This is a genomic window from Geoglobus acetivorans (assembly GCF_039641995.1).
GTDB lineage: Archaea > Halobacteriota > Archaeoglobi > Archaeoglobales > Archaeoglobaceae > Geoglobus > Geoglobus acetivorans.
Genome location: NZ_CP087714.1, coordinates 438,734 through 463,970 on the forward strand (window position 1 = coordinate 438,734; position 25,237 = coordinate 463,970).

31 protein-coding genes, 1 tRNA gene, 2 rRNA genes and 1 other RNA gene are annotated in these 25,237 nt (G+C 50.8%); 26 read left to right on the forward strand and 9 right to left on the reverse strand.

Going from position 1 to position 25,237, the window contains the following annotated elements; translation table 11 throughout:
- Positions 1–450 precede the first annotated feature (450 nt).
- The 13 genes from LPQ35_RS02530 (at position 451) to LPQ35_RS02590 (ending at position 13,533) form a co-directional block, all read left to right on the forward strand.
- Positions 451–1,946, forward strand: a 16S ribosomal RNA gene (locus LPQ35_RS02530).
- A gap of 49 nt (positions 1,947–1,995) precedes the next feature.
- A tRNA-Ala gene (locus LPQ35_RS02535) sits at positions 1,996–2,068 on the forward strand.
- A gap of 121 nt (positions 2,069–2,189) precedes the next feature.
- A 23S ribosomal RNA gene (locus tag LPQ35_RS02540) occupies positions 2,190–5,143 on the forward strand.
- Together the 16S and 23S rRNA genes with 1 tRNA gene alongside form the textbook arrangement of a ribosomal RNA operon.
- A gap of 85 nt (positions 5,144–5,228) precedes the next feature.
- A complete protein-coding gene (locus LPQ35_RS02545) occupies positions 5,229–6,242 on the forward strand; it encodes a radical SAM protein (protein WP_193806193.1) in 1,014 nt (337 codons plus the stop codon).
- 32 nt (positions 6,243–6,274) lie between these two features.
- Complete coding sequence (locus tag LPQ35_RS02550) at positions 6,275–7,303, forward strand: DUF1786 family protein (protein ID WP_193806192.1); 1,029 nt, start codon at positions 6,275–6,277, stop codon at positions 7,301–7,303.
- Positions 7,281–7,673 (forward strand): restriction endonuclease, encoded by a 393-nt coding sequence (locus tag LPQ35_RS02555; RefSeq protein ID WP_193806191.1) that lies wholly within the window; start codon positions 7,281–7,283, stop codon positions 7,671–7,673. Before LPQ35_RS02550 ends, LPQ35_RS02555 begins: the two co-directional genes overlap by 23 nt.
- Positions 7,674–7,795: 122 nt before the next feature.
- Positions 7,796–8,026, forward strand: coding sequence for an Lrp/AsnC ligand binding domain-containing protein (locus LPQ35_RS02560; protein WP_048092616.1), 231 nt, complete (start codon positions 7,796–7,798; stop codon positions 8,024–8,026).
- Between the two features lies 1 nt (position 8,027).
- A complete protein-coding gene (locus tag LPQ35_RS02565; protein WP_193806189.1) occupies positions 8,028–9,815 on the forward strand; it encodes a DNA topoisomerase VI subunit B in 1,788 nt (595 codons plus the stop codon).
- Positions 9,790–10,875: a DNA topoisomerase IV subunit A gene (locus LPQ35_RS02570; protein WP_193806187.1), complete on the forward strand. Its 1,086-nt coding sequence runs from the start codon at positions 9,790–9,792 to the stop codon at positions 10,873–10,875. Before LPQ35_RS02565 ends, LPQ35_RS02570 begins: the two co-directional genes overlap by 26 nt.
- A 43-nt stretch (positions 10,876–10,918) precedes the next feature.
- A complete protein-coding gene (locus LPQ35_RS02575; RefSeq protein WP_346297673.1) occupies positions 10,919–11,089 on the forward strand; it encodes a DUF362 domain-containing protein in 171 nt (56 codons plus the stop codon).
- Complete coding sequence (locus LPQ35_RS02580; RefSeq protein ID WP_193806183.1) at positions 11,086–12,246, forward strand: NAD(P)-binding protein; 1,161 nt, start codon at positions 11,086–11,088, stop codon at positions 12,244–12,246. The genes LPQ35_RS02575 and LPQ35_RS02580 overlap by 4 nt, the downstream gene beginning before the upstream one ends.
- Positions 12,239–12,898, forward strand: a complete 660-nt coding sequence (locus LPQ35_RS02585; protein WP_193806181.1) for an ATP-binding cassette domain-containing protein — start codon at positions 12,239–12,241, stop codon at positions 12,896–12,898. Before LPQ35_RS02580 ends, LPQ35_RS02585 begins: the two co-directional genes overlap by 8 nt.
- Positions 12,895–13,533, forward strand: a complete 639-nt coding sequence (locus LPQ35_RS02590; RefSeq protein ID WP_193806178.1) for a heme exporter protein CcmB — start codon at positions 12,895–12,897, stop codon at positions 13,531–13,533. The genes LPQ35_RS02585 and LPQ35_RS02590 overlap by 4 nt, the downstream gene beginning before the upstream one ends.
- Here LPQ35_RS02590 and LPQ35_RS02595 read toward each other — a convergent pair.
- Positions 13,504–14,430, reverse strand: coding sequence for an NAD-dependent epimerase/dehydratase family protein (locus LPQ35_RS02595; RefSeq protein ID WP_193806176.1), 927 nt, complete (start codon positions 14,428–14,430; stop codon positions 13,504–13,506). The two genes, LPQ35_RS02590 and LPQ35_RS02595, sit on opposite strands and share 30 nt — an antisense overlap.
- Positions 14,431–14,538: 108 nt before the next feature.
- Between LPQ35_RS02595 and LPQ35_RS02600 the strand changes: the two genes are divergently transcribed.
- From LPQ35_RS02600 to rnpB, 3 genes are all read left to right on the forward strand, one after another.
- Positions 14,539–14,763 carry an LSM domain-containing protein gene (locus LPQ35_RS02600; protein ID WP_193806174.1) on the forward strand — a complete coding sequence of 75 codons (225 nt, stop codon included), beginning with the start codon at positions 14,539–14,541 and terminating at the stop codon, positions 14,761–14,763.
- A 2-nt stretch (positions 14,764–14,765) separates the two neighbouring features.
- On the forward strand, positions 14,766–15,125 hold the full coding sequence (locus LPQ35_RS02605; protein ID WP_193806172.1) for a MarR family transcriptional regulator: 360 nt from the start codon (positions 14,766–14,768) through the stop codon (positions 15,123–15,125).
- Between the two features lie 41 nt (positions 15,126–15,166).
- Positions 15,167–15,414, forward strand: an RNA gene (rnpB, locus tag LPQ35_RS02610) — RNase P RNA component.
- Positions 15,415–15,478: 64 nt separating this feature from the next.
- Here the strand turns inward: rnpB and LPQ35_RS02615 are convergent.
- The 3 genes from LPQ35_RS02615 to LPQ35_RS02625 form a co-directional block, all read right to left on the reverse strand.
- Positions 15,479–15,889: a PIN domain-containing protein gene (locus LPQ35_RS02615; RefSeq protein WP_193806170.1), complete on the reverse strand. Its 411-nt coding sequence runs from the start codon at positions 15,887–15,889 to the stop codon at positions 15,479–15,481.
- Positions 15,861–16,115: an AbrB/MazE/SpoVT family DNA-binding domain-containing protein gene (locus tag LPQ35_RS02620; RefSeq protein WP_193806168.1), complete on the reverse strand. Its 255-nt coding sequence runs from the start codon at positions 16,113–16,115 to the stop codon at positions 15,861–15,863. Before LPQ35_RS02620 ends, LPQ35_RS02615 begins: the two co-directional genes overlap by 29 nt.
- Before the next feature lie 434 nt (positions 16,116–16,549).
- A complete protein-coding gene (locus LPQ35_RS02625; protein WP_193806166.1) occupies positions 16,550–16,711 on the reverse strand; it encodes a nucleotidyltransferase domain-containing protein in 162 nt (53 codons plus the stop codon).
- Positions 16,712–16,816: 105 nt separating this feature from the next.
- Here LPQ35_RS02625 and LPQ35_RS02630 point away from each other — a divergent pair, with 105 nt between their 5' ends.
- Together LPQ35_RS02630 and LPQ35_RS02635 are read left to right on the forward strand one after the other, a co-directional pair.
- Entirely contained in the window at positions 16,817–17,128 is a 312-nt protein-coding gene (locus LPQ35_RS02630; RefSeq protein ID WP_193806164.1) for a hypothetical protein, read from the forward strand.
- A 51-nt stretch (positions 17,129–17,179) separates the two neighbouring features.
- Entirely contained in the window at positions 17,180–17,722 is a 543-nt protein-coding gene (locus tag LPQ35_RS02635) for an isochorismatase family protein (protein WP_193806162.1), read from the forward strand.
- On the opposite strand, the gene LPQ35_RS02640 is transcribed toward LPQ35_RS02635, so the two are convergent.
- The gene (locus LPQ35_RS02640) at positions 17,688–17,879 is read right to left on the reverse strand and encodes a hypothetical protein (protein WP_193806160.1); all 192 of its coding nucleotides are present in this window, start codon (positions 17,877–17,879) and stop codon (positions 17,688–17,690) included. The two genes, LPQ35_RS02635 and LPQ35_RS02640, sit on opposite strands and share 35 nt — an antisense overlap.
- 71 nt (positions 17,880–17,950) lie before the next feature.
- Positions 17,951–18,685, reverse strand: coding sequence for a hypothetical protein (locus tag LPQ35_RS02645; RefSeq protein WP_193806158.1), 735 nt, complete (start codon positions 18,683–18,685; stop codon positions 17,951–17,953).
- A 192-nt stretch (positions 18,686–18,877) separates the two neighbouring features.
- On the opposite strand from LPQ35_RS02645, the gene LPQ35_RS02650 reads away from it, so the two are divergent.
- From LPQ35_RS02650 to LPQ35_RS02670, 5 genes are all read left to right on the forward strand, one after another.
- Positions 18,878–19,336: a hypothetical protein gene (locus LPQ35_RS02650; protein WP_193806156.1), complete on the forward strand. Its 459-nt coding sequence runs from the start codon at positions 18,878–18,880 to the stop codon at positions 19,334–19,336.
- Positions 19,337–19,408: 72 nt separating this feature from the next.
- Positions 19,409–19,630: an antitoxin VapB family protein gene (locus LPQ35_RS02655; protein ID WP_193806154.1), complete on the forward strand. Its 222-nt coding sequence runs from the start codon at positions 19,409–19,411 to the stop codon at positions 19,628–19,630.
- A gap of 13 nt (positions 19,631–19,643) precedes the next feature.
- Positions 19,644–20,039: a PIN domain-containing protein gene (locus LPQ35_RS02660; RefSeq protein ID WP_193806152.1), complete on the forward strand. Its 396-nt coding sequence runs from the start codon at positions 19,644–19,646 to the stop codon at positions 20,037–20,039.
- A 264-nt stretch (positions 20,040–20,303) separates the two neighbouring features.
- Positions 20,304–21,500 (forward strand): ammonium transporter, encoded by a 1,197-nt coding sequence (locus tag LPQ35_RS02665; RefSeq protein ID WP_193806698.1) that lies wholly within the window; start codon positions 20,304–20,306, stop codon positions 21,498–21,500.
- Between the two features lie 9 nt (positions 21,501–21,509).
- A complete protein-coding gene (locus LPQ35_RS02670; protein ID WP_193806150.1) occupies positions 21,510–21,839 on the forward strand; it encodes a P-II family nitrogen regulator in 330 nt (109 codons plus the stop codon).
- Here LPQ35_RS02670 and queD read toward each other — a convergent pair.
- The 3 genes from queD to queC are packed head-to-tail and all read right to left on the reverse strand — an operon-like array spanning position 21,829 to position 23,566.
- Positions 21,829–22,164, reverse strand: coding sequence for a 6-carboxytetrahydropterin synthase QueD (gene queD, locus LPQ35_RS02675; protein WP_193806148.1), 336 nt, complete (start codon positions 22,162–22,164; stop codon positions 21,829–21,831). The genes LPQ35_RS02670 and queD overlap by 11 nt on opposite strands.
- Positions 22,165–22,842 (reverse strand): radical SAM protein, encoded by a 678-nt coding sequence (locus LPQ35_RS02680; protein WP_193806146.1) that lies wholly within the window; start codon positions 22,840–22,842, stop codon positions 22,165–22,167.
- Positions 22,826–23,566: a 7-cyano-7-deazaguanine synthase QueC gene (queC, locus tag LPQ35_RS02685; RefSeq protein ID WP_193806143.1), complete on the reverse strand. Its 741-nt coding sequence runs from the start codon at positions 23,564–23,566 to the stop codon at positions 22,826–22,828. Before queC ends, LPQ35_RS02680 begins: the two co-directional genes overlap by 17 nt.
- Before the next feature lie 222 nt (positions 23,567–23,788).
- Between queC and cas6 the strand changes: the two genes are divergently transcribed.
- Genes cas6 through LPQ35_RS02700 form a run of 3 tightly spaced genes read left to right on the forward strand, consistent with a single transcriptional unit; the run spans position 23,789 to position 25,228 of the window.
- Entirely contained in the window at positions 23,789–24,514 is a 726-nt protein-coding gene (gene cas6 / locus LPQ35_RS02690; RefSeq protein WP_193806141.1) for a CRISPR-associated endoribonuclease Cas6, read from the forward strand.
- A 52-nt stretch (positions 24,515–24,566) separates the two neighbouring features.
- Positions 24,567–24,926, forward strand: coding sequence for a HEPN domain-containing protein (locus tag LPQ35_RS02695; RefSeq protein WP_193806139.1), 360 nt, complete (start codon positions 24,567–24,569; stop codon positions 24,924–24,926).
- Positions 24,905–25,228, forward strand: coding sequence for a nucleotidyltransferase domain-containing protein (locus tag LPQ35_RS02700; protein ID WP_193806137.1), 324 nt, complete (start codon positions 24,905–24,907; stop codon positions 25,226–25,228). Before LPQ35_RS02695 ends, LPQ35_RS02700 begins: the two co-directional genes overlap by 22 nt.
- Positions 25,229–25,237: the final 9 nt, after the last annotated feature.

Consider the following 25,237-nt stretch of genomic DNA (forward strand, 5'->3'; position numbering starts at 1 on the left):
TGATTATTTTTCCATTACTTGAAATTCGGATGGTATTCGGGCAGAAGAACTTTTTCTTGACATCTTTAATTATTTTTCACTTGGTTTTTCAGCCAAAAGCTTTATATTTCCACCCTGTACTTAGCGGAATTACACGTGCGGGGGCTTTCCGAGGTTGAAGGCCCCTGAGATCAAGGGCAAGGTTTATATAACCAAGCATCAGCAGAAAAATCCCCGCAAGGGGGGTTGAGATGCACGATAAAGCTTATAAATCATAAAGTCTCAATAACATATTACCAAAACCGCGGGACCGGCAAGGGCCCCGAAAGGGCGTAATGCCTGTGATGAGGGGCGGTGTTCCCACCCGCGGTATAGCTAAGGAGGACGTGTCCGGTGAGACACGTCTGAGATGGGCCTGTCAGCAAGGCAGATCCGGTGGGAGAAGGGACGTATTCACCCTTTTCCCCGCCAATTCTGGTTGATCCTGCCAGAGGCCGCTGCTATCCGGCTGAGGCTAAGACATGCGAGTCAGGGGGCTTGTATCCCTTCGGGGATGCAGGCACCGGCGGACGGCTCAGTAACACGTGGACAACCTGCCCTCGGGAGGGGGATAACCCCGGGAAACTGGGGCTAAACCCCCATAGGTGATAGGTGCTGGAATGCCCTATCACCGAAAGTGCCTTCGGGCAGCCCGAGGATGGGTCTGCGGCGGATTAGGTAGTTGGCGGGGTAACGGCCCGCCAAGCCGAAGATCCGTACGGGCCATGAGAGTGGGAGCCCGGAGATGGACCCTGAGACACGGGTCCAGGCCCTACGGGGCGCAGCAGTCGCGAAACCTCCGCAATGCGGGAAACCGCGACGGGGTTAGCCGGAGTGCCGATGCCTCGCATCGGCTGTCGGGGAGCCTAAAAAGCTCCCCACAGCAAGGGCCGGGCAAGGCCGGTGGCAGCCGCCGCGGTAATACCGGCGGCCCGAGTGGCGGCCACTATTATTGGGCCTAAAGCGTCCGTAGCCGGACTGGTAAGTCCTCCGGGAAATCTGGCGGCTTAACCGTCAGACTGCCGGGGGATACTGCCAGTCTAGGGACCGGGAGAGGCCGGGGGTATTCCCGGGGTAGGGGTGAAATCCTGTAATCCCGGGAGGACCACCTGTGGCGAAGGCGCCCGGCTGGAACGGCTCCGACGGTGAGGGACGAAGGCCTGGGGAGCGAACCGGATTAGATACCCGGGTAGTCCAGGCTGTAAACGATGCGGGCTAGGTGTCGGGTAAGCCACGAGCTTATCCGGTGCCGGAGGGAAGCCGTTAAGCCCGCCGCCTGGGAAGTACGGCCGCAAGGCTGAAACTTAAAGGAATTGGCGGGGGAGCACTACAACGGGTGGAGCCTGCGGTTTAATTGGATTCAACGCCGGGAAGCTTACCGGGGGAGACAGCTGGATGAAGGTCGGGCTGAAGACCCTACCAGACTAGCTGAGAGGTGGTGCATGGCCGCCGTCAGTTCGTACTGTGAAGCATCCTGTTAAGTCAGGCAACGAGCGAGACCCGCGCCCTCAGTTGCCAGCGGATCCCTTCGGGGATGCCGGGCACACTGAGGGGACTGCCGGCGCTAAGCCGGAGGAAGGTGCGGGCAACGGCAGGTCCGTATGCCCCGAATCCCCCGGGCTACACGCGGGCTACAATGGCCGGGACAATGGGTACCGACCCCGAAAGGGGTAGGTAATCCCCTAAACCCGGTCTAACCTGGGATCGAGGGCTGCAACTCGCCCTCGTGAACCTGGAATCCGTAGTAATCGCGCCTCAAAATGGCGCGGTGAATACGTCCCTGCTCCTTGCACACACCGCCCGTCAAGCCACCCGAGTGGGCCAGGGGTGAGGGGGTGCTCTTCGGGCACTCTCGAACCCAGGGTCCGCGAGGGGGGCTAAGTCGTAACAAGGTAGCCGTAGGGGAATCTGCGGCTGGATCACCTCCTAACGTAGCGGGCCTTTCTCCCACCGGAGCCTAAATGCTGACAGGCCCATGGGCTCGTAGCTCAGCTGGGAGAGCGCCGCCTTTGCGAGGCGGAGGCCTCGGGTTCAAATCCCGACGAGTCCATTAATTCTTGTATCTCAGGTGCACCCGGTGATGGAAAAGTCACCGGGGAAGGGCTTAGCCCCATGTGGGCTGTGAGGCCGTGTACAGGTCTGTTCCCAGGTACTTACTGGGACCGGTGAGGCTCTTCCGGCAAATATCCCGGTCAGTGGATGGCTGGGCTCGGGCGCCGACGAAGGGCGTGCCAAGCTGCGAAAAGCCCGGGGGAGGCGCAGGGAGCCGTAGAACCCGGGATCCCCGAATGGGATATCCTGTCCCTTCGGGGACGCTCCCATCTGGGAGTGGGAACGCGGGGAAAGGAAGCATCTGAGTACCCGCAGGAAAAGAAAGCAAACGCGATGCCGTTAGTAGGGGCGACCGAAAGCGGCACAGCCCAAACCGAACACCCTTCCGTAAGGAAGGGTGAATGTGGTGTAGTAGGGCCCCGCCTAATGCCTGAGGGTGAAGCCGAAGTCCGCTGGAACGCGGCGCCGTAGAGGGTGATAGCCCCGTAGGCGTAAGCTCTCAGGTTACAAGGTGGGGTTCCCTGAGTACCGCGGGTTGGAATTCTCGCGGGAAGCAGGGGGTCATCAACCCCCAAGGCTAAATACGTCCCGAGTCCGATAGCGCAATAGTAGGGTGACCGAAAGCTGAAAAGAACCCCGAAAAGGGGAGTGAAAAGAGCCTGAAACTGGCCGGGGATAGTGAGCGGTGGCTCGAAAGGGCAATCCCGGTGAAGGAAAGCGCCGCGAGGCGCAAGTACGAACCGGGACACCGGAGTCGCCGCGTACGTGTTGAAGAACGGGCCAGGGAGTGTACGGCAGAGGCGAGGCTAAGGGCTTGAAGCCCGGAGCCGAAGGGAAACCGACAGCCCGCAGCTTCTGCGAGGGGCGGGGTGTGCTCGCCTGTAGTCTCTGCCGTACGACCCGAAGCCGGGCGATCTAGGCGGGGGCAGGGTGAAGCGGCTCGAAAGAGCCGTGGAGGCCCGCAGGGGTGTTGATGTTCAAATCGCTCCTCTGACCCCCGTCTAGGGGTGAAAGTCCAATCGAGCCCGGGGATAGCTGGTTCCCCCCGAAACATACCGCAGTATGACCCGTCCGGAGGCTGGTAGTGGGGTAGAGCACTGATTGGGGGAGTCGGGGGGTGACACCCTCGCCCCCCTGTCAAACTCCGAATCCACTACCGCCGTAGATGGGCGGAGTCCGGGCATGGGGTTAAGCTCCATGTCCGCGAGGGAGACAACCCAGACCGGGGTTAAGGCCCCCAAGTGCCGGCTAAGTGTAAACGATAAAGGAGGTCCCGGGTCGAAGACAGCGGGGAGGTAGGCTTAGAAGCAGCCACCCTCTAAGGAGTGCGTAACAGCTCACCCGCCGAGACTCGGGGCACCGAAAATGGACGGGGCTCAAGCCGGCCGCCGATACCCCGGGGCACCGAAAGGTGATCCGGTAGGGGGGCGTACCGATGGCGTAGAAGCCTGAGGCGTGAGCCCGGGTGGAGCCGTCGGTAACGAGAATCCTGGCGGTAGTAGCAGCGTAGCCGGGTGAGAATCCCGGCCGCCGGAAGGGCAAGGGTTCCACGGCAATGTTCGTCAGCCGTGGGTTAGTCGGTCCTAAGGTGGTCCGTAACTCGGAGCCACCGAAAAGGGAAGCGGGTTAACATTCCCGCACCCCCCGTCCGACCGCTCTGCGGTTGCCGTAAGGCCCCGACGCCTCGGGATAGGCCGAGCGGGAGTTGCCAGCCCGTCCAAGCGTCGAAGCCCCCGGAGTTCCGTAATGGAGAGAAGGGGGTGAAGGCGTGATGGCGTAAGTCGGCTGACTCCTGGGGCCCGTGAAAAGGGGGACGGGAGGACCGTACCGAGAACCGACACAGGTGCCCTGGCTGAGCAAGCCAAGGCGTGACGGAACATTCCGGCCGAGGGAATTCGGCAAATTAGCCCTGTATGTTCGCTAGAAGGGGTGCCTGCGGTTTAGGAGACCGCAGGTCGCAGTGCCTAGGGGGGGGCGACTGTTTACTAAAAACACAGGGGGCTGCAACCCCGAAAGGGTTAGTACAGCCCCTGAGTCCTGCCCAGTGCGGGTACCTGAAACCCGGGTTCAACCGGGCGAAGGGCCCGTAAACGGCGGGGGTAACTATGACCCTCTTAAGGTAGCGTAATACCTTGCCGCTTAATTGGCGGCTTGCATGAACGGATTAACGACCCCCCCACTGTCCCCGGCCGGAAGCCGGCGAACCCGACATCCCAGTGCAGAGTCTGGGGACCCCCGTTGGGAAGCGAAGACCCTGTGGAGCTTTACTGCAGCCTGCCGTTGCCTCACAGCTGGGGATGCGCAGGGTAGGCGGGAGGCTTCGAAGTCCCCTCTCCGGGGGGGATGGAGCCGTCGATGAGACACCGCCCATCCTTAGCTGTGGGGCTAACCCGCAATGCGGGGACATCGGTAGGTGGGCAGTTTGGGTGGGGCGCCACTCCCCCGAAAAGGTATCGGGGGAGCCCAAAGGTCGGCTCAGGCGGGTCAGAACTCCGCCGTAGAGTGCAAGGGCAAAAGCCGGCCTGACGTGACTCCGCACAATAAGGAGTCACGAGCCGAAAGGCGGGCCTAGCGAACCACCCTGGCCTTTTGGTGAGGCCGGGTGACGACAGAAAAGCTACCCCAGGGATAACAGAGTTGTCCCCGGCGAGAGTACATATCGACCCGGGGGCTTGCTACCTCGATGTCGGCTCTCCCCATCCTGGCCGTGCAGCAGCGGCCAAGGGTGAGGTTGTTCGCCTATTAAAGGGGATCGTGAGCTGGGTTTAGACCGTCGTGAGACAGGTCGGTTGCTATCTAACGGGGGTGTCTGGGCGGCTGAGGGGAAGGAGGCTCTAGTACGAGAGGAACGAGCCTCCGGCGCCTCTGGTCGACCGGTTGTCCGGCAGGGCATTGCCGGGCAGCTACGCGCCATGCGGTTAAAGGCTGAAAGCATCTAAGCCTGAAACCGCCCCCGAAAAGAGCCGCCCTTAAGGGCGCGGGTAAAAGACCCGTTTGATAGGGCCGGGGTGTAAGCGGCGAGCCTTCGGGCGAGCCGTTCAGCCCGCGGTCACTAAAGCCCGTGCCGGGTTGCCTTGCCGGTCTCAGGTATATGCTGGGAACAGACCTGTACACGGCCTGAGAAATTCTTTTATTAACTTCTTCTCATGTTTTTCTCTGTGGAACTGTCTAAGCTTCGAAGGCTGATTCAGCTTTCACATTTTGACGTATGTCATGAAAGGTGTGTGTTTGACCCTTTTAGAGCGATCTATCGCTCGGCAGGGGCGAATCTTTTCAAGACGCTGATAAGCTCCTCATGCTCGTACGATTGCCATTACTGCAATAATGCCTGGAATAAGGGCTACGCTGCGAAACCTGAAGAAATTGTAAAGGCTTTTGAGCTTCTGCTGGGAAATGGGCTGGTAAATGGAGCATTCCTTTCCAATTCGATAAGGGATCCGGAAAGGTCGATGGACGAAATCATCGAAAGTGCTGAGATGATCAGAAGGAATTTTGACGGGTATCTCCACCTCAAAATAATACCGGGTTGCACCAGAGATCAGATAAAACAGGCGGTAATGCTTGCAGACAGAGTCAGTGTTAATCTGGAAAGCCCATCCTACTCAATTCTCACCGAGCTGTGTTCCACAAAATCAAGATCTGATTTTTCGAGAACTCTCAGAATTGCTCTAAAAATGGCAAGGAGGGCTGGCAGGAGCTTCACCACACAGATGATTGCAGGGCTGGGTGAAAAAGATGTGCAAATTCTTAAGGTAGCGGAGAAGCTTTACGAGAGGGGTGTTAGGAGGGTGTATTACTCCCGCTTTACACCACTCAAGGGAACGCCCCTTGAAAACATGAAGAGAGAGAGGAAAGCGAGAGTCGTGAAGCTTTACAGGGCTGATGCACTGATCAGGCTGTATGGTTTTGATGTTAAAGAGCTGGAAGAGATTATGGTTGACGGAAATCTCATGAATGAGGACCCAAAGATACTTTTTGCACTCAAAAAGCTTGAGAGAGGGGAGGAGCTGAGACCCTTGGAGGTTCCTGGTTTGGGATTGAAGACTTCTGGACTTGTAGAGAAGGGGTGCAGTTTGCTCGAACTGAAGAAGCTGGGCTTCAGCATCAGGCGAGCGACAGCTTTTGACCCATCTCAGAGAAGGCTCCATGACTTTGGAATCAAAACTGGTTAAGCTTTATATCTCATGCGAATTTCTGGAATGGTGTGAAGGTTTTCACATTGGATGTTGGTACGGGAACCCAGGACTTTTTACTGTACATTGAGGGGGAGAATGTTCGAAACTGCCCCAAGGCCGTAATGCCCTCCCCAACAAAAATTGTGGCGGAAAAGGTACGCAAACTGGCTGCTGGAGGGGAAGATATACTGCTCACGGGTTACACGATGGGAGGGGGTCCAAGCTCGAGGGCAATCAGGGATGCACTGGACAGAGTTAACGTTTATGCTTTTGAAAAACCCGCTCTCACGATAAACGATAACCTTCAGAGGGTTGAGGAGCTTGGAATTCGCATTGTGGATGAGGTGGTTGAAAATACTCACGAAGTGTTTATGACTGACGTTGACATGGCCGCATACTCGTCAATGCTGGAGTCATTTGGCATTGGCGTGCCCGATAAATTTGTTGTGGCTGTGCAGGATCACGGTTTTTCTCCCACTGAGAGTAACAGAAAATTCAGGTTCAGGGTGTTTGAGAAGGTATTGAACAACTCTCCATACTTGGAGAGCTTCCTGTATTCTGCCGATGATGTTCCGGGGCATTATAACAGAATGAAGTCAGCCGTTACCGCGGTACTGGACTTTCTTGGTGGAGAAGCTGAGGTGTATGTCATCGATACTGTGTTTGCGGCGATAGGTGGAGCGATGCTCGATGCTGTGGAATTTCCAGCACTGGTGATGAACTTCGGCAATGGACACACGGTTTTCGCTGTGATCGACAGAGATGGCAGGATCTACTCCCTCATGGAGCATCACACATCCATCGTGAAAAACATGGATGTTAAAGAACTTGCCGGAAAATTCATCCGTGGGGAGCTGGATAACGAGACCGTGTATGAGCAGGGAGGACATGGGGCGTGGATTGATGCTGTGGTGGATGTGAAGGATTTCGTAAAAACAGGCCCCAATGCTCACATCGCAGATTTCAGGGAAGCAAATCCGGCGGGTGACGTCATGGTCGTTGGAAATCTCGGCATGGTCAACTTGCTGAAGAGCCATGAATTCCTGGCAGGAGTTTGAGGAAATTGTCAGGGACATACTCGAGGAACACGGGTTCGAGACGAGATTCAGGTATGTTTTTAGAGACGAGTCTGGCAGAGCGGAGGTTGATGTTGTTGCAGAGCGATTTGATCTCGTTCTTGGGATAGATGCGAAGAGGTACACTGAACGGTGGTACAGGCTTTCTGCAATTAAAAGAGAGGCCGAAAAACATGCAGTCAGATGCGAAAGGCTTGAAAGAGTTCTTGGAAGAAGGGTGGTTCCAGTGGTCGTCCCACTCATTGATGATCTGGTCTATTTTCACCATTCAGTAATTGTTCCGTTTGAGAAGCTCAACGATTTTTTAGTCAACGTGCATACATATCTGGAGGAATTTGGACTTGATCTTTGATTCAAGTTCTGATATATCTTTTTTTCCTGCTCATGTCCCCGACAGGTCTGCAGGCATGAATCCTGGCTCAAGGCTCTTTTTTGAGGAAAAACGTTATATATTTTCCAGTTGAAGAAGAAAACATGGTAATTGGAGTTACAATGGTTAGCGTCTCGCCTGGCAAGGAAAAACCGGTCTATTCTGAACTCAAAGCAATGAAAAATGTCAGGGATGTTTATCACGTATTCGGGGAGTTCGATTTCGTTGTGATTATCGAGGCATCAAGTCTTTCAGAGCTGAACAAAACTGTCGATACCATCAGGGAGATTGAGGGTGTTATAAAGACGAGCACAGTAATAGGCGCAGAAATCTGATATGAGTTCGGAGCATAAGGAAATAAGCATTGCAGAATTCTTTGAGAAGAACAAACACATTCTTGGCTACTCCAATCCATCCAAGGCTCTGATAACGTGTGTGAGGGAGGCGGTGGACAACAGTCTCGATGCCTGTGAAGAGGCAGGAATTCTTCCCGACATTCTTGTTAAGATTACGAGAGTCTCGGAAAACACGTTCAGGATTGTTGTTGAGGACAATGGTCCCGGGATCGACAGAGAGCATGTTCCGAGGGTTTTTGGAAAGCTTCTTTACGGTTCAAGATTTCATGCGATCAAGCAGAGCAGGGGACAGCAGGGGATTGGAATTTCTTCGGCAGTGCTGTATGCTCAGATTACTACTGGAAAGCCTGCTGTTGTAACATCCAAGGTTGAGGGTGGGAAGGCGTACAGATTCGAAATTATGATAGATACGAAAAAGAACGAACCTGAAATTCTGAGAGAAGAGGATGTCGAATGGTACAGCCCGCACGGAACGAGAATCGAACTTGAGGTCAGGGGCAGTTATGTGAGGGAGAGGAAGCAGAGCGTTCTGGAATACCTCAAGGAGACATCTGTCGTGAACCCCCATGCCAAGATAACGTTCATCTCTCCAGACGGTGAGGTTTTCGAATTTGATAGGGTTAGCGATGTGCCGCCAGAGCCACCAAAGGAAATCAAACCTCACCCTCATGGCATTGAGATAGGTACGCTGATGGCAATGCTGAAAACAACGAAGGCGAGGGACCTCAAAAACTTCCTGAAAGGTGAGTTTGTCAGGGTTGGTGACAAGATAAGCGAAGAAATTCTCCAGAAAGCAGGTCTGAGTCCGGACCTTTCTCCCTCTTCGCTCACAAGAGAAGATGCCGAAAAGCTGGTAAATGCTTTCAGGGAGACAGATCTTCTTCCTCCCCCTATAGATTGCTTATCTCCGATCGGAAGCCAGCTCATTATGAAAAGTCTCATGCAGGAGTACTCTCCCGAATTTGTGTATGCCGTAACGAGAAAACCTAAGGTGCATTCTGGCCATCCCTTCCTCGTTGAGGCCGGGATAGCATACGGGGGGAGTTTGAGGGAGGACAAGGTGTCTGTGCTGAGATTTGCAAACAAGATCCCCCTGCTTTACCAGCAGAGCGGATGTGCTTTAACTCAGGCGATTGTGAGTGTGAACTGGAAGAATTACGGGCTTCAGCAGTCTAAAAACGAGCTTCCTGTAGCCCCTATGGTGATTCTCGTTCACGTTGCCTCAACAAACGTTCCCTATGTGTCTGAATCGAAGGAAGCTGTTTCCACTGTCCCTGAGATTATAGACGAGGCAAAGCTTGCCCTTCAGGAGTGCGGAAGGAAGCTGAAGGAATACCTGGACAGAAAAGTTTCGATACAGAAAAAGAAGAAGAAAGAAGAGGAGCTGATGAAAATTCTGCCGTTGCTGGCTGAAAAGATAAGCGAGGTTGTGGAGAAAGAGAAGGTGGACCCCGAAAAGGTCATTGCCAGAATCATGGGCAAGGTGTACATTTCAAGGGCCGTGAATGGAAATAAAGCTGTGGTAGAGATATCCAATTTTTCAAATTCCAGAAAGAGGTTGAGGATTTACGAGATGTGTGATGGAGGGATAAATGGTAACAGAACCGCAAAGTGGGACGTTGAGGTCAATCCTGGAGAGACCGAACGAATAGAGTATGAATTCAGTGGAAAGCATGTCAACAGCAGACCTCTTGTTGAGGGAATTGAGAAAGAACTTGTAGCCGGGGCAGAGGTTGTGAACTATGAATATGGAGAAGAAGGCACTTGAGGCTCTGCTGTCCATAGCCGAGTCGATATACGACCAGCTCAAGAATGGAGAAATTCCGGAGGTAAAGATATCCACGAGGACGAAGTACAACATTGAATTCAATGAAGAGAGTGAGGTATGGGTCTACGGAGACAGAACTTCAACGAGAACGGCCAAGACCCTCAAGGGAGCATACATGATGCTGAGGATGGCTTATGTTATGGGTTTCATAAAAGATCAGCTGAGAATCAACAAGTCCTCAACACTCAGAGAGCTTTACTATATTTCAGAAAACTGGGGGCCTGCCAAGTTCGATGACCAGTCAGACAGCGACAGACTGATTGAAGACCTCGAAATTCTCACAGCTTTTCAGAGGGAACATTTCCACATAAGGCCTGAAGAGGATGGTGCTACCGTCATAGGCCCGGTGAGAATCAGGGAAGAGACGAGGAGGGGTGTGAGGGAAATTCACTGCCAGGATGATGTTGGTGAGGGAGGATACCAGATTCCCGTGAATGTGGATAAACTTGAATTTGTCGATCACGATGCAAAGTTCGTCATAGCCATAGAAACAGGCGGTATGAGGGACAGGCTTGTTGAGAATGGTTTCGACGAGAAATTTAATGCGATAATAGTCCACCTTAAGGGACAGCCGGCAAGAAGCACCAGAAGACTGCTTAAAAGGCTTAACACCGAACTCGATCTACCGGTTGTGGTCTTTACGGATGGCGATCCCTGGAGTTACAGGATCTACGCCAGTGTTGCCTACGGAAGCATAAAATCTGCTCATCTCAGCGAATATCTTGCCACTCCTTCGGCAATGTTCGTGGGGATAAGGCCAACGGATATAGTGAAGTACAAGCTCCCGTCTGACAAGCTAACCGAGCAGGACATAAAGGCACTGAACGCCATACTGACCGATCCGAGGTTTGATACTGATTTCTGGAAGGCTGAGGTCAAGCTTCAGCTCGATCTTAAAAAGAAATCCGAACAGCAGGCTCTCGCAAAATACGGTCTGGATTACGTGACAGATGTTTATCTGCCTGAAAGACTCACAGAGCTCGGGGTTCTGAAGGCATAATCTCGGAAAGAAATTTTTTAATTCCGGCCTTTCATTTACTGTTGTGGAGAGAGTAATCGTTACGGAAAGATGTGTTGGATGTGCCTTCTGCATGCTTTCGTGCAGGTTTGATGCCATAGACGTTCTGGGGAAGGCGGAGATAGATCACGAGAAATGCACCCTTTGCAGAAGATGCATATCTTACTGCCCACTTTCCGCACTGGTGGTTGAATGAGGGTCGGGATAATCGGTGCAGGGCTTGGAGGTCTGCTAACCGGAGCAATTCTGGCTTCGAAGGGGGAAGAAGTCGAAATTTTCGAAAAACTTCCGTTTCCCGGTGGAAGGTTTACATCCATGCCCTACAGGGGCTACGAGGTAAGCACGGGAGCACTGCACATGATACCTCACGGGAGCAGGGGGCCACTGGCAAAACTGCTTAGAAAGGCAGGTGCAGATGTTGAAATCGTGAATTCAAATCCTGAAGCTGAAATTCTGTGGGATGGGGAGTTTGAGAATGTTACAAGGAAGAGCTTCCCTTTTTCTGATGGGTTAAAGCTGAATCTTGAAACATTGCTCCTAAAACTCGGGAGAGACAGAAAGCTGGACGAATTCTCAAAATCGTTATCAGAAAAAGCATCAAGAACTCTTGAAGCGTTTCTCGGCTGGAGTTTCAGCGTTTTTCCCGATCAGATGCGATTCAGCGAGCTTATGCCGATAGTGGAGCAGACGATGAAATACCGGGGTCCGGGGGTTCCAGTGGGTGGATGCAGGGCTGTGATTGATGAGCTTGTGGATATCATCGAATCCAGTGGTGGAAAAATCCATCTGAGAAGTGAGATAAGAGCAATCAGGCCGGAAGGGTCCGTTAGGATTTACGGGAAGGATGAGAGGGAGTTTGACGTTCTGATATCCAACATCGGCCACAGGCTCACCATGAAGCTTGCCGGCAGGGAGATCAGCACTCCACCTGAAAGCAGAGGAGTTAAGTACACCATCGCCCTGAAAGAACCCTTCATAGGACACAGCGGTGTTTTGCTCACTCCGGGAAGGAAGATCTCCGGTATGAACGAGGTAACCAATGTTGATGAAAATCTGGGAGAAAGGCACATGCTTCAGGCTCATCAGCCCCTGAGGGATGGCAGGACCGAGGAGATAGCTGAAGGGTTGAGGGACCTCAGGGAAATCCTTAAAGGATATGAATATGAAATCATTGCTGTTCAGAGCTATCGTGGAGACTGGCCCGTGAACAGAGTTATGGCAGGGAAGGACACGGGATGCAGAACGCCATTCGAGAACGTGTATGTCGTCGGGGACGGTGCAAAGGGCAAGGACATCGAGGTGGACGGAATAGCTCTCGGCGTTGAAAATTTGCTGGAGGAACTGTATGATTGAGCTTAAAAATGTTGAAAAAAGCTTTGGCAGAGTTAAGGTTCTGAAAGGAGTGAGTTTCTCCGTATCTGAGAACGAGAGGGTTGCTCTGCTCGGCCCTAACGGGAGCGGGAAGACCACGATCGTCAGAATAATAACCGGCCAGATCAGGCCCACAAGAGGAACCGTGGTTGTTTGCGGAAGAGACAGGATTGATGAGTCCGTTAAGTCGAGAATGGGTGTCGTCAGCCACAACACCTTTCTTTACGATGATCTGACGGCCTATGAGAATCTTCAGTTTTTTGCGGGTATCTACGGTGTTGATGATAGCAGGATCAGGGAACTTCTCGAACAGTTCGGCCTGTGGAGGAGGAGACATGACCTCGTCCGGAACTACTCAAGGGGTATGAAGCAGAGGCTCTCGATTGCAAGGGCGCTGCTCAACGAGCCGGATATTCTGATACTGGATGAGCCAACAACCGGACTTGATGTTGAGGGCAGGGAGAGACTCTTTGAGGCAGTGAAAGACTACAAAAGCACTTTGCTCTTCACCACCCACAATCTCGGCGAGGCTGAAGAACTCTGCGAGAGGGTTGTAATGCTTAGAGATGGTGAAATCGCATATGACGGGGAAATTGGAGACGTTGAGGAGACATACAGGAGAGTGATGCTATGAAATTTCTGAAAGTGGCTTTCAAGGATCTGAAAATCGAGTTCAGGACGAAAAACACGGTCAATTTCATGTTTCTCTTTGCGCTGCTTTCGATCATGCTCTTCAGCGCTACGATGGAAAATCCTGATCCTGCAATTCTCTGGCTCGTCTTCATATTTGCCGGAATGCTCGGCTACTCAAGAGCTTTTTTGAAGGAGGTTGAAACCGGAACGCTTGAAGCACTGAAAATCTCGCCCCTGCCACCGACCTCAATACTCTTCGGCAAGATTGTTTTCAATGGGGTATTGATGCTTATGATTCAGGCACTTCTGATACCCATATTCATTGCAGTTTTCAGCATTTACCCGAAAAATCTCTTTCTTGCTGTCGTGTCCATAACTCTCGGGAATCTTGCGTTTGTGGTCATCAGCAGCTCATTATCCCTCCTCGTAATAAAATCCAAGGCGAGAGAACTCCTTCTACCGGTTTTGCTGTTTCCCGTTCTCTTCCCCGTTGTACTGTCCACCGTGCAGGCATTTACCATGGCAGTAAACGGTAATGTTGAGGGCATTTCTGCCCCCCTGTCAGTAATTATTGCATTCACGATGGCGATGATCGGTGTGGGGTACTTAACCGTCGATTATGCCCTCGTTGAGTAAATCCTGAACCGTCTTTCTTACAGCCTCTTCACTGCCGTAATCAGGTCTCCATCCCAAGCTTTTCAGTCTCTCTATGGAAAGAAGCATTACCGGTACATCCCCTTTCCATCCCCTCTCTCCTCCAGTGAATCTGAAAACAGGGTTCAGGTCCATCTCCTCGCATACGATTTCTGCTATCCTCCTGACCTTCACCTGATCCTCACTGCCTATGTTGAATATGTTGACCGCCTCACCTGCATTTCTCACGGCATGGAACATTGCGGAGACGCAGTCATCTATGTAGATGTAGGATTTGTTCTGTTCGCCGTTTCCCAGGATCTCGAGTTCATCGGGATTCCTTTTCAGTTTTATTATGAAGTCGTAGATTACGCCGTGCCTGCTTCTCCTGCCGATCACGTTTGCGAATCTGAAGACCCAGGATTTCATGTCGAATGTGTGGCAGTAGGATGCTATCATGGCCTCACCGGCCAGCTTCGATGCACCGTAAACAGAAATGGGGACGGTCGGATAATCTTCCGGAGTTGGTATTTTCTTTGCCTCTCCGTAAACTGTGGAGGTGGAGGTGAATATGATTCTGTCCACGCCTCTCTTTCTCATGGCCTCAAGCAGGTTGTAGGTTGCAAGGATGTTGTTTTCGTAAATCTCTTCTGGCCTCTGACTTGAAACCCTGACATCAGGATTGGCGGCTATATGCCATACTTCTTCAACATCTCTTAACGCCATCTCGGCTACATGGTAATTCCTGAGATCGCCTTTGATGAATTCGGCATCCCTGTTCAGAAAGCTTTCGTCTCCTGAGGAAAGATTGTCGATGACTCTCACGTCATGACCTTCAGAAATGAGTCTGTCAACGACGTGACTGCCAATGAAGCCCGCCCCACCGGTTACGAGAATCATGTTCAAACTTCAGGAAAGGTATATATACTATTTTTGATAAATTTACGGTCTGCTGGGAATTAGAAAATCCAAAAAAAACGAAAAATAATGACAGATGAGGTGATACAGGTGCTTCCGAACCAGATGGTCAAGTCCATGGTTGGCAGAATGATTAGGGTTGAAATGAAGGGCGAGGAGAACAATCTCGTTGGAAAGCTTGAGAGTGTGGATGACTACATGAACCTCCACCTCTCAAATGCAATGGAGTATAAAGGAAATGAAAAGGTTAGAATGCTTGGAGATATTGTACTCAGGGGCAACAATGTTATCCTCATACAGCCTTTTGAGGAGTGAAAATGGAAATCAGGGACCAGATTTTGAAGCTCGTTGAGGAAAAAGGAGCTGTTTTGCAGAAAGATTTGTGGAAAGAGCTTAACATAGACAGCAGCAAATGCTCAAGGATACTCAGAAAGCTTGAGAAGGAGGGGCTGATCAGAAGAGTGGAAATCGTTGTGGATGGCGTTAAAACCTTTAAGATTGTTCCGGCCGATGCAGAGGAGGAAGAGGAGGATGAACTGAACCTCATGGAAATAATGCAGAAATACGAGGACATCACTGGCCTGCCACCGTGCTTTGGCTGCAGGGTCTTTGACTGCGATCCAAAAGAATGCCTCAAGATAGAAATCTGGTTCTTGAGAAAAGCTACAATCGGTTGAAAAATTCTTTTATATTCTTTTGTTCAATTACATTTCCGGGGGAGCGGCGGAGGGCAGCTTCCCGCTGTGCGGGAGGAAAGTCCCCCCACCTTTGAAGGCGGGACGCCGCAAGGCGTCGTGCCGAGAGGCACGGCAACGGAACAGAAACGATACTCCTGCAGGGTAATGCGAGGAAGCCGCAAGGCCGAGGTCACCTGTGGGAGTTGAAACGGCCGTCCCCGCCGGTGCAAGGCGTGTGCCGCTGAGACGGATGCTGCCTGAAACAGAAGGGGGCTTACTACCGCCACTCCTCCGTTATTTAACAATCTGTACTTTTTGGAGCCCCTGTTTCGATCTCTGTTTCCTGGCGTGAGTTAAAAAACTCTTTTCAGCTCTTTTACCGTATCAAAATCTGTGTCATTGCTGATAATTGCTCCATCACAGTGTTTCAGAGCAAGAGCAGCGTGAATGGCATCTCTTGGCAGGAGTTTGTACCTCTCGACAAGTCTCAGAGCATCTTCGCAAGTATCATAATTCACATCCACAAACTCAAGAAACGGCATTTTGATCAGGATTTTTCCTACCTTGATACTCTCTTCCATTCCAGCGGCTTTTCTTACAACGTACACAACTTCATCCCAAGTTAGTGATGAGGTATAGGCGTTGAACTCGCCATCTGATGCTCTGATCAGCCATTCTTTTGATTTTTCGGCAGTTTCTCCAGAATAAAGGGCAGCATAAATGAAGATGTTGGAGTCAAGATATGCGCTCTTCAATCTGGCCATAGTACATCCTCTTCAATTCAGCAGGTTCTGGAGCTTCAAGCTTTTTCCTAACAACTGAACTCAACTCTTCCACATAATCTCTTCTACTTCTCTCCGGTCTCATGACGATCTCATCGCCTTTAACTTCAAAGATAACCTTTTCGCCCTCTTTCAGACCAAACCTATCCCGTATTTCCTTTGGAATTGTGACCTGCCCTTTTTTACCGACGGTTCTTGTTCTTACCATTAGGTATGAATTTTGAATTGATCATTAAAAGGTTTATCCTTTAACAGCCCATCGGGTCGCAATTTTAATTAGACCGATTTCCATGCAAAAATTGTGATGGGTTCAACAATTGATATTTTGGAAAACTATCTCAGGAAATCAGGTCAGTATTGGAAACAACTTCAAGCTCGTTGTCAAGTATGCCAAGTTCTTTTGTATTCTCGATTTATAGCTTTGCGGCCTCTTTGAGGTTTTCTAAAGTTTTTCTATCTCTGCAGCTCGCAACATCTTTTTTCTACAGATTTTGCTGCTGAAGGTTTGAGATAATAGTGCTTTAAATGTTAGCTAAGTGTTTCCCAATCTCGGGTGGTGAATCTGGAGTTAAAGTCTGGACAGCAACTCTTCTTCTGTCCACAGATTTTCTTGCATGTTCAATGACTTCATCTACGTCCTCTTTAGTAGAAAAGATCAAAATGCCGTATTATGTGGACATATATGTCGCTCTCCTCTTTGGCCTCTCCTCGTGCATAGGAACCAAAGACGATTACCCTGACAATTACGTCTCTGAAAGTTTCAATCCTCCTCGTGAAAGAATCAGGGGCCTTTTCTTTGTTCACGCTAAAAAACTATGGCTCTGTTCCTTAAAAACCGTTTTTATCGAGATTTAACCAACTCAATCCAGCAGGAGGAAATTCTTATATTTTTGCATTTAAAATAGCAATATGGAATCCCTGAGAACGACTTTCGCCGTCTTGCTGGAAAGTTTCGAGTTTTCATCCGATGTGGAGGAAAGAATCCGGCTCCTCAGAACGGCTGTTGGTAAGCTGGAAAACATCTTCTACGGGACGGAGAAGGAAGACGTCTACAGAGATGTCCTCAGGAGGTTGAAGCTCAGATTAAAGGAGCTGAGGAGCCAGATGGGTTCCTTCAACCTCGACTTCGAGGAGTGGAGGGTGATGATGGACGTCCTTGATGAAATGAGGGATGAGGTTGAGAGGATCGCTGTGAAGGAGGGCATACTCGAGGCGCAGTAAATCGAACATGTGTTCGACAGATTTTTAATCTCCTTTTATCAGGTGTTTTACATGAGGTCTGCCCTCGTCGTTGTGGATATGCAGAAGGACTTCTGCTATCCTGACGGGAAGCTTTTCGGTGGAGAGCATCTTTCGAGCATTTTTGAGCCAACGGCAGAGGCCATAATCGAGGCGAGAGAGAAGATGCCCGTGATCTTCACCCAGGACTATCACAGAAAGGATGACCCTGAATTCCAGATATGGCCCGAACACTGCGTCGCAAACACTGAGGGTGCGGAGATAATAGACGAGCTTGAGGTGAAGGAAGAGGATTACATCATCAGGAAGCGCAGGTACTCGGCCTTCTTCGGCACTGATCTGGATTTAACCCTCAGGGAGCTTGGCATTGAAAGGCTATACCTCACCGGAGTCCTGACGAACATCTGCGTTCTGCACACCGCAGGAGATGCCGTGCTGAGGGGTTATGAGGTTGCGGTGATAAGGGACTGCACTGCAGCACTGAACGACTACGATTACGAGTACGCTTTAAAGCACATGGAAAACGTTTTCAATGCGGAAATCATAACCTTGAGCGACTTCTTGCAAGGGTTGTGATGGCCGAAAAAGCCACTGAGATCGCAAGAGAGTAGAGTAAGTTGACCTTCGCATAGTACAGCACGAGAAACGCAAGGGCGAAGCTCATTATTGCCGTTCCCGCAATTGACGAGCGCTGGAGACTTGCTGTCAGTGCTTTTTTCTCCCTTTCATCCATGCCTGATGTTTTTGCTCAGAGACATATAAGCCTGTTCTTTTGTGTCCGTTTATTGCTCATCTGCTAATTTCCTACTTTTCCCTGAATCGCTTCCCTGCGAGTGCCATAACAGCGGCAACCGAGACCGCAAACCTTGCTGCAAAGTATGCTGCAAATGCCCCTGAACCAAGTGGAGCGAGAAGACACCACCACAGCGGTACTTCGGAGATGAGGTATGCAGATGCAAGGGCGAGAGGGTTTCTGTTCACCGAGTACGAGTATGAAAACGCAGCTCCAAAGAACAGGATGTCCCACAGGTTCCAGTACCCGGAAATGAGCGGTGCGTTGTAGTTAACCGTGAACAGCAGGAAGGATGCGGCGATACCGGTTTTTCCTCCAAACAGCTCATATGCTGCCGAGTGGTAAATGTAGGCGACGATTATGCTGAAGATTCCCCAGTAAATCGCAGCAAAGGCCGGGATTGTGGCGTTCCATTTGTCGATGAAGCTGGGCCTTGCGTCGGCAAACATTCGCTCCGGGCCGGAGGTAAGCACTATCACTAAGGGAATTGCGTTTCCCACAGCGAGAAGGGCAAGGACATGGATCAGGCTGCTCGCAAAATCCGATGAATCTGCATGGCTGAGCTGGCTTTTCAGGAAAACCCTCGAAACTGTCCAGAGTGCTGCGAGCAGGAGCAGTGCTTCAATCAGCCTTGCCTCCAGACTGGGATTTGGAGTGAGGGCGTAAAAAGCAAGTGAGGTGAAGTAAGATATGGCCGTAATGCTGACAGAGTATCCGCAGGCCTTTGCTGTTAGCTTCACTCTCAAAAGAACACCCCTGCTAAAAAGGCTGAGTGGACGTAGAAATATGTTTTTGAAGGAGCGGCTTTCAGGTTCGCTCCCTGCCAGTTATCGCTTTTTTTGATGATACAAACAATGCATGCATTTAAACTCAATCATTGCGTTTCTGAGAAAAAATTAATGTGGTGTATTTGCCTGTTCATGTTATGGGGTGAGCAGATGAAACGAACCGCTGCACTGCTATTGTTCGCAGTCCTTGTGATTGCTGCAGGCTTCACCACATACAGCAGGATAATTTCGGTGAACGAACCCTCACAGAAAAACTCTGAAAAGCTCCCGAAGATGTGCGAAACCTCATCCGGGCAAATCAAATACGGAACCCCTCCCGACTTCAAAAGCGAGGAAGACAGACAGGAGTGGCTGGCAAAGCTCGACAGTCTTGGGGAATCCATCAAGAAAAATGGACTTTTAGACCGGTACTTCCACCCAATTGGGCCGGTAGTCTCCTACGGTTACGACTACAGCGGTTACTTTGTAATCTCTCTGGAGAACTGTTCGAAAGTTGAAAAACACGAACTGGATGGAATCTACGAAGTAATCAGCAGGGAGGCTGAAAAACTTGGTATGGCGAACATCCCTGTCCTTTTCAGGTTTGAAGGCGTTCCGGTTGCTGAATAAATATCGAATTTGTTAGATTTCTATTTTCGCATGCTCGGAAAGGTTAATTACACGTAAGTGCATGTAAACAATATGGCCCATAAAACTCTCACGATATCTGAAGAGGCATACAACACTCTCAAGAGACTCAAAAAGGAGGGCGAGTCATTTAGTGACGTCATTCTTAGAATAACCAAGGGGGCGAGATTGCTGGAATATCTGGAGTCCACTGAGTTCTCTGAAGATCTGGTAAAAAGCATTGAGGATGCTTACAAAGGCAGGGAGCTCGTTAGGGGTAGAGATATTAAAATCTGACACGGGTGGTTTGATGGTGTGTCTCGAGACAGATTTTCTTGTCGCTCTTCTGAGAAAGGATGAAATGGCTTTTAATAAGTTAAAAAGCTTGGTTGAAGATGGAGAAAGACTTTTTACTACTCCTGTAAATGCCGCTGAGCTGTTCAAGGGAGCATACATGTCTAAAAACGTTGAAGATAATCTCAGGAAAGTTCGCGGCTTACTGGCGAGAATAGACCTCCTTGAGTTCAATCTTGTGGCATCTGATATCTATGGCAGAATAGTTTCAGAACTTGGGAGAAGGGGCGAGCATGTTGGCGAAATGGATGTTCTCATCGCCAGCATAGCTCTGGCCCATAATGAGAGAATTCTGACAAGGAACATAAAACACTTTGGCAGAATCCGGGAATTGGAAGTGGAGTCATGGTAAAATTGAGTTTTAAAGGATGGGCAGCCTCAGCCTCTCCCCTCTCATCACCTTTCAGATCGCCCATCATTCATCATTGGCCTTCTGTACCTGTCACGCTTCAGGATTAATACCTTTTGGAATTGGCTGGATGAGTGGATTTTTACCGGTGATTGCGTTTTATTAAATTTTCTTTAGAAATCTCAGAAACTTTCTGAAAAAATATTAAATCTTGTCAAGTTTGATTAAATATATTTAAATACCCCGGTGTCAGACTCCTGCCCGGTGATGCAGATGGACAGTGGAGATACTGCCTGGCTCCTCGTCTCAACGGCAATGGTCATGCTGATGGTGCCGGGAGTCGGGCTTTTCTATGCGGGAATGGTGAGGAGGAAGAACGCGGTTTCAATGTTCTCGCTGTCATTCGTGGCTCTTGCTGTTGTGAGCGTCCAGTGGGTGCTGCTTGGCTACACGCTCTCGTTTGGCAGTGACGTTCTGGGCATTATAGGAGATTTGAGTGCACTCGGTCTGAGGGGAGTTTCGAATGATGTGGGCAGCATACCCTCGCTGCTGTTCGTCGCCTTCCAGATGACCTTTGCTGCGGTGACCCTTGCAATACTGTCGAGCGGAGTGGCGGAGAGGGTGAAGCTCAGCTCGTTCATGGTTTTCGGGCTGCTCTGGACGACACTCGTCTACGACCCCCTCGCCCACTGGGTGTGGGGTGGTGGGTGGCTTGCGAAGCTCGGAGCGCTGGACTTTGCAGGAGGCACAGTTGTGCACATAAGCTCCGGATTCTCTGCACTGGCTCTTGCTTTTGTCGTCGGCAGGAGGCTTGGCTATGAGGAGCACAGCATAGCCCCCCACAACATACCGATGACCATGCTCGGCACCGCGCTGCTGTGGTTCGGGTGGTTCGGCTTCAACGCTGGAAGTGCACTGTCTGCTGGAGAGAGTGCGGCAAACGCTTTGCTTGTAACAAATACTGCCGCAGCAGCAGGAGCGATTGCATGGCTCATTGCGAGCTGGCTTCACGACAAGCCCAGCGCCCTCGGAATGGTGAGCGGCGCAGTAGCAGGGCTGGTGGCGATAACTCCCGCTGCAGGGTACGTGGACTCCATCTCAGCAATTCTCATTGGTGCTGCGGCAGGAGTTCTCTGCTATGGGGCGATGCTCTTCAGGGTGAGGAGAAGGTGGGATGAAAGTCTTGATGCATGGGCGGTGCACGGAATCGGTGGGCTGTGGGGCGCTCTGGCAACGGGAATCTTCGCCATGGAGAGCGTTGGTGGATACAGCGGTCTGCTCTACGGGAATGCTGACCAGTTCGTCGCGCAGGTGATCGCCTCAGCATCGGCAATACTTTATGCGTTCGCTGTAACACTGTTTCTGGCAAAGGCTGTTGACATGGTGATGGGGCTGAGAGTAACGCAGGAGGAGGAATACGTCGGGCTGGACATCTCCCAGCACGGAGAAAGAGCCTATGCATGAGGTGGTATCATGAAGATGGTTGTGGCAGTAATAAGGCCCGAGAGGGTGGAACAGGTTCTGGATTCGCTGGAAAGTCACGGCTTCGTTGCCCTGACTCTTACGGAGGTGAAGGGGAGGGGCGAGCAGAAGGGGATCCAGCTTCAGTTTCGCGGAAGAACCGTTGAGGTGGACATGCTGGACAAGGTCAAGCTGGAAATCGTTGTTGAGGACGATGAGGTGGAGAGGGTAATCGAGGCGATAACCTCTGCCGCGAGGACTGGAAAAATTGGAGACGGAAGGATATTCGTCGTCCCTGTGGAAAAGAGTGTGAGGATAAGGACAGGTGAGGTCAGGCAGTGAGCTCGGCCCACTTGTCCTCGCTCTCGTACACTCTGACCCTCACAACGTTCAGACCCCTTTCCCTCAATTTTCTGAAGATTTCAACGCAGATGTTCTCCGATGTTGGCACCTCCATTATCTCGTTCAGTATCCTGTGGTCGAACTCGCTCAGAACATCTTTCAGCAGCTTTTTCAGGTCGTAGAAGTCCATCACCATTCCGTTCTCCCTGACCTCTCCTTCGATCTCCACCTCAACCATGAAGTTGTGCCCGTGCAGTCTTCCGCACTTCTCATGCCCCGGAATCGAGTGGGCGGCGCTGAACTTCTCTCTGACTCCTATTCTCATTCACCTCACCCCTAAATACTTGTGAACCTGTGGAATCACCCTCGTATCGGCAAGCTCCAGCATCTTCTCCTGGAGTTTTAAAACGTTTCTCACGTCCGAGCCAAACACCGGCTGCAGGATGAAGCAGCGAACGTAATCCGAGATGCCCTGAGCCCTTGCCATCACATCCTCGAAGTCGAACCGCTCCGGTAGTACAATCTTGGCAAAGGTAACCCTCTCATCTGAGTCCCTCAAAATCCTGAAAGACCTCACGGTGTTCTCGTAGACCTCTTCATATCCTGCCTTCAACGCCTCTCTGACCTTCAGATCTCCCGCAATTATGTCGAGGTGTTTCAGCTTTCTGGCTTTTTCTGGCAGTGACATGTTGGATTCGAGGTAGAAAGTCCTCGTCTTTTCCAGCCCTGCTATGAAGTTCGCATGGAGCAGCGGCTCTCCGCCCGTAAACGAGACGGAATGGATGCTCTTTGCAGAATCTATAACTTTCTGAACGTAGTCCAGGCTCACGGGATTCTCAAGCTCTCTTCCGTTAGCGTAATCTCTGCACTTCTCCGAGTACCGGGTGTCGCAGTAGTGACAGTCGAGGTTGCAGCCTGAAAACCTGATGAACAGCTGCCTCACTCCGCAGAATAAGCCCTCTCCCTGAATCGAGTAGAAAATCTCGCTAATGCTGGCCCTCATGCTCCCTTTTCTTCTCCTCGTAGGCCTTCACAGCCTTTTCCCACTCCTCATCACTCAGCAGCGGGTCTTTTGTGTCGTTCAGCAGAAACGCCTCAGTTCTTTCCAGACAAGTCCCGCACTCGAGGCACGGCATCTCTCCGCCTTCATAGCAGCTCCACGTGAGTTCGTAGGGAACCCCAAGCTTCAGCCCGAGCCCGACTATCTCATCCTTCGTCATGTCAACGAAGGGGGCCTTAATCTCGACAGGTGTCCAGAGGTTGGCGAGATAGACGGCCGTGTCCAGAGCCTTGACGAACTCCTTCCTGCAGTCCGGGTAGATGCTGTAGTCGCTTTTGTGTGCTGCATAGTAAACCTCTCCTGCCCCGGCCTTCACCGCATAGCCAGCAGCTATGGAGAGCATTATCATGTTCCTGTTGGGGACAATTGTCCTTTTCTGCACATCCTCGCTGTAGAATGCCTTTGGCACCTCATCACTTCCGGTCAGCGCCCCTGCCGAAATAAGATCGTGAATTGCTGAGATGTCCACGACTCTGTGGGTTACTCTGCCCACTTCACCTGCCTTCTCCGCTATCAGCCTCGCGTGCTCCACTTCTCTCAAATGCTTCTGCCCGTAGTTGAACGTGAGAGCGTGAACCTCATAGCCCCTATCGAGGAGCCAGTAGAGGAGCGTCGAGCTATCTATCCCCCCGCTGAGTATGAGGACGGCCTTATTTGCAGCGCTCATGTCACCTCACCCGTTCCGCGCGAAATGCCCTTCTCATCTTAAACACCATCTATCGGGTTCTGCACCCTTTGGCTGAATGCTGGCAGGGTATTTAATGACTGTGTGTCCTGAAATGTTCTCGTTCCAAATTGTGAAACATTCTGATAAAAATTTTTCATCAAAGTGTTTTTTACTTTTTAAGCAGGCAAAAAAGTTTTATTTTTCTGAAATCAAGACGCATCAATGCGCCTGAAGGTGGACCTTGCACCTCTGGAGCGAACGCCTGTTATAAATCTGAACCACCAGTACCACCTCGCCTCTGCAATTTACAGGGCAATCGAGAGGGCTGATCCGTCGCTATCTCTCGAACTCCACAGGCCTGGCGTTCCGAAGCTGTTCACCTTCAGCAAGCTCATGATTCCGGGGAGAAGATTCAGGATCAAGGGCGAAAAGATGGTCGTTTACGGTGACAGCGCTCATTTCTTCTTCTCCACGATGAGGAATGAGATCGCCGAGAAGCTCGTCGAGGGTCTGCTTTCAAAACCTGAAATTGAGATCTCGGGTGCAAGATTTCTGGTCTCTGAAGTCAGGGTTATGCGGGAGAAAAAAATTGGAAGCAGGGAGCGATTCGTAACTCTCAGCCCGATAAACGTTTCCAGAAATTCCGGAGAGAACGGGAACGGGAAGGTAATCGACCTCTATCCCAAGGATGCCGAGTTTTACGAAATAATCCGGCAGAATCTGGTGAGAAAGTACATGGCACACTACCGGAGGACTCCGGAGAACGCTGATCTGGAAATAAAACCCCTGAGCGTCAAGGCCAAGAGGATCAGGATAAAGAACACGTTTCACCGCTGCGTGGAGATGGTTTTCGAGGCCAGGGGGAGTAAAGAGCTTCTGGAGGTAGGATACAAGGCTGGTTTTGGTGGTAAGAACAGCATGGGGCTCGGGATGGTGAAGGTGGTTTGATGCGAAATGTTTAATGATAATACGTGGAAAATCAATGTGCAGGTGTGGAGCCATGGATGATCCCGTCAAACTCTGGTTCAGGTTTGCTGAGAGAGACCTGAGGAGTGCAAAGAAAAATTACGAGATTGGGGAGTATCACGTTTCGGCCTTTCTGACTCAACAGTCAGTGGAAAAGGCCTTAAAAGCTCTCCATATAAAGAAAATAGGTGAATTTCCCAGAATACATGATTTAACACGTCTGGCAAGAATGATAAATGCACCCGAGGATATTCTCAAGCTCTGTGCAGAAATCAATCCAGCTTATACTGCAACTAGGTATCCTGATGTGGCTGAAGATTTCTCAGAGTGGGAAGTCTTAGAGCTTATTGAGAAAGCTGAAAGGGTGATAGAATGGGTGAAGCAGTTAATTTAGGTGACGTCGAGTCTTTCCTTAGAAGAATTTACAAAAAATACCGGATCAAAAAAGCCGTGATATTTGGCTCCTCAGTCAGAGGAGAATTCAAAAAAGACAGCGATGTTGACCTGATAATTGTCAGCGACATTTTTGAGGGTCTGAGCCCAATTAAGCGTCCGGTCGATCTGTATTTAGAATGGAACTTGGACTATCCTGTTGATTTTATCTGCTACACCCCGGAGGAGTTTGAAAAGCTGAGCAAGCGGCCAAGCTTGGTGAGAGAGGCGTTGAAGGAGGGGAGGGTGGTTGAGTTTGGCTGATGGTGGAGT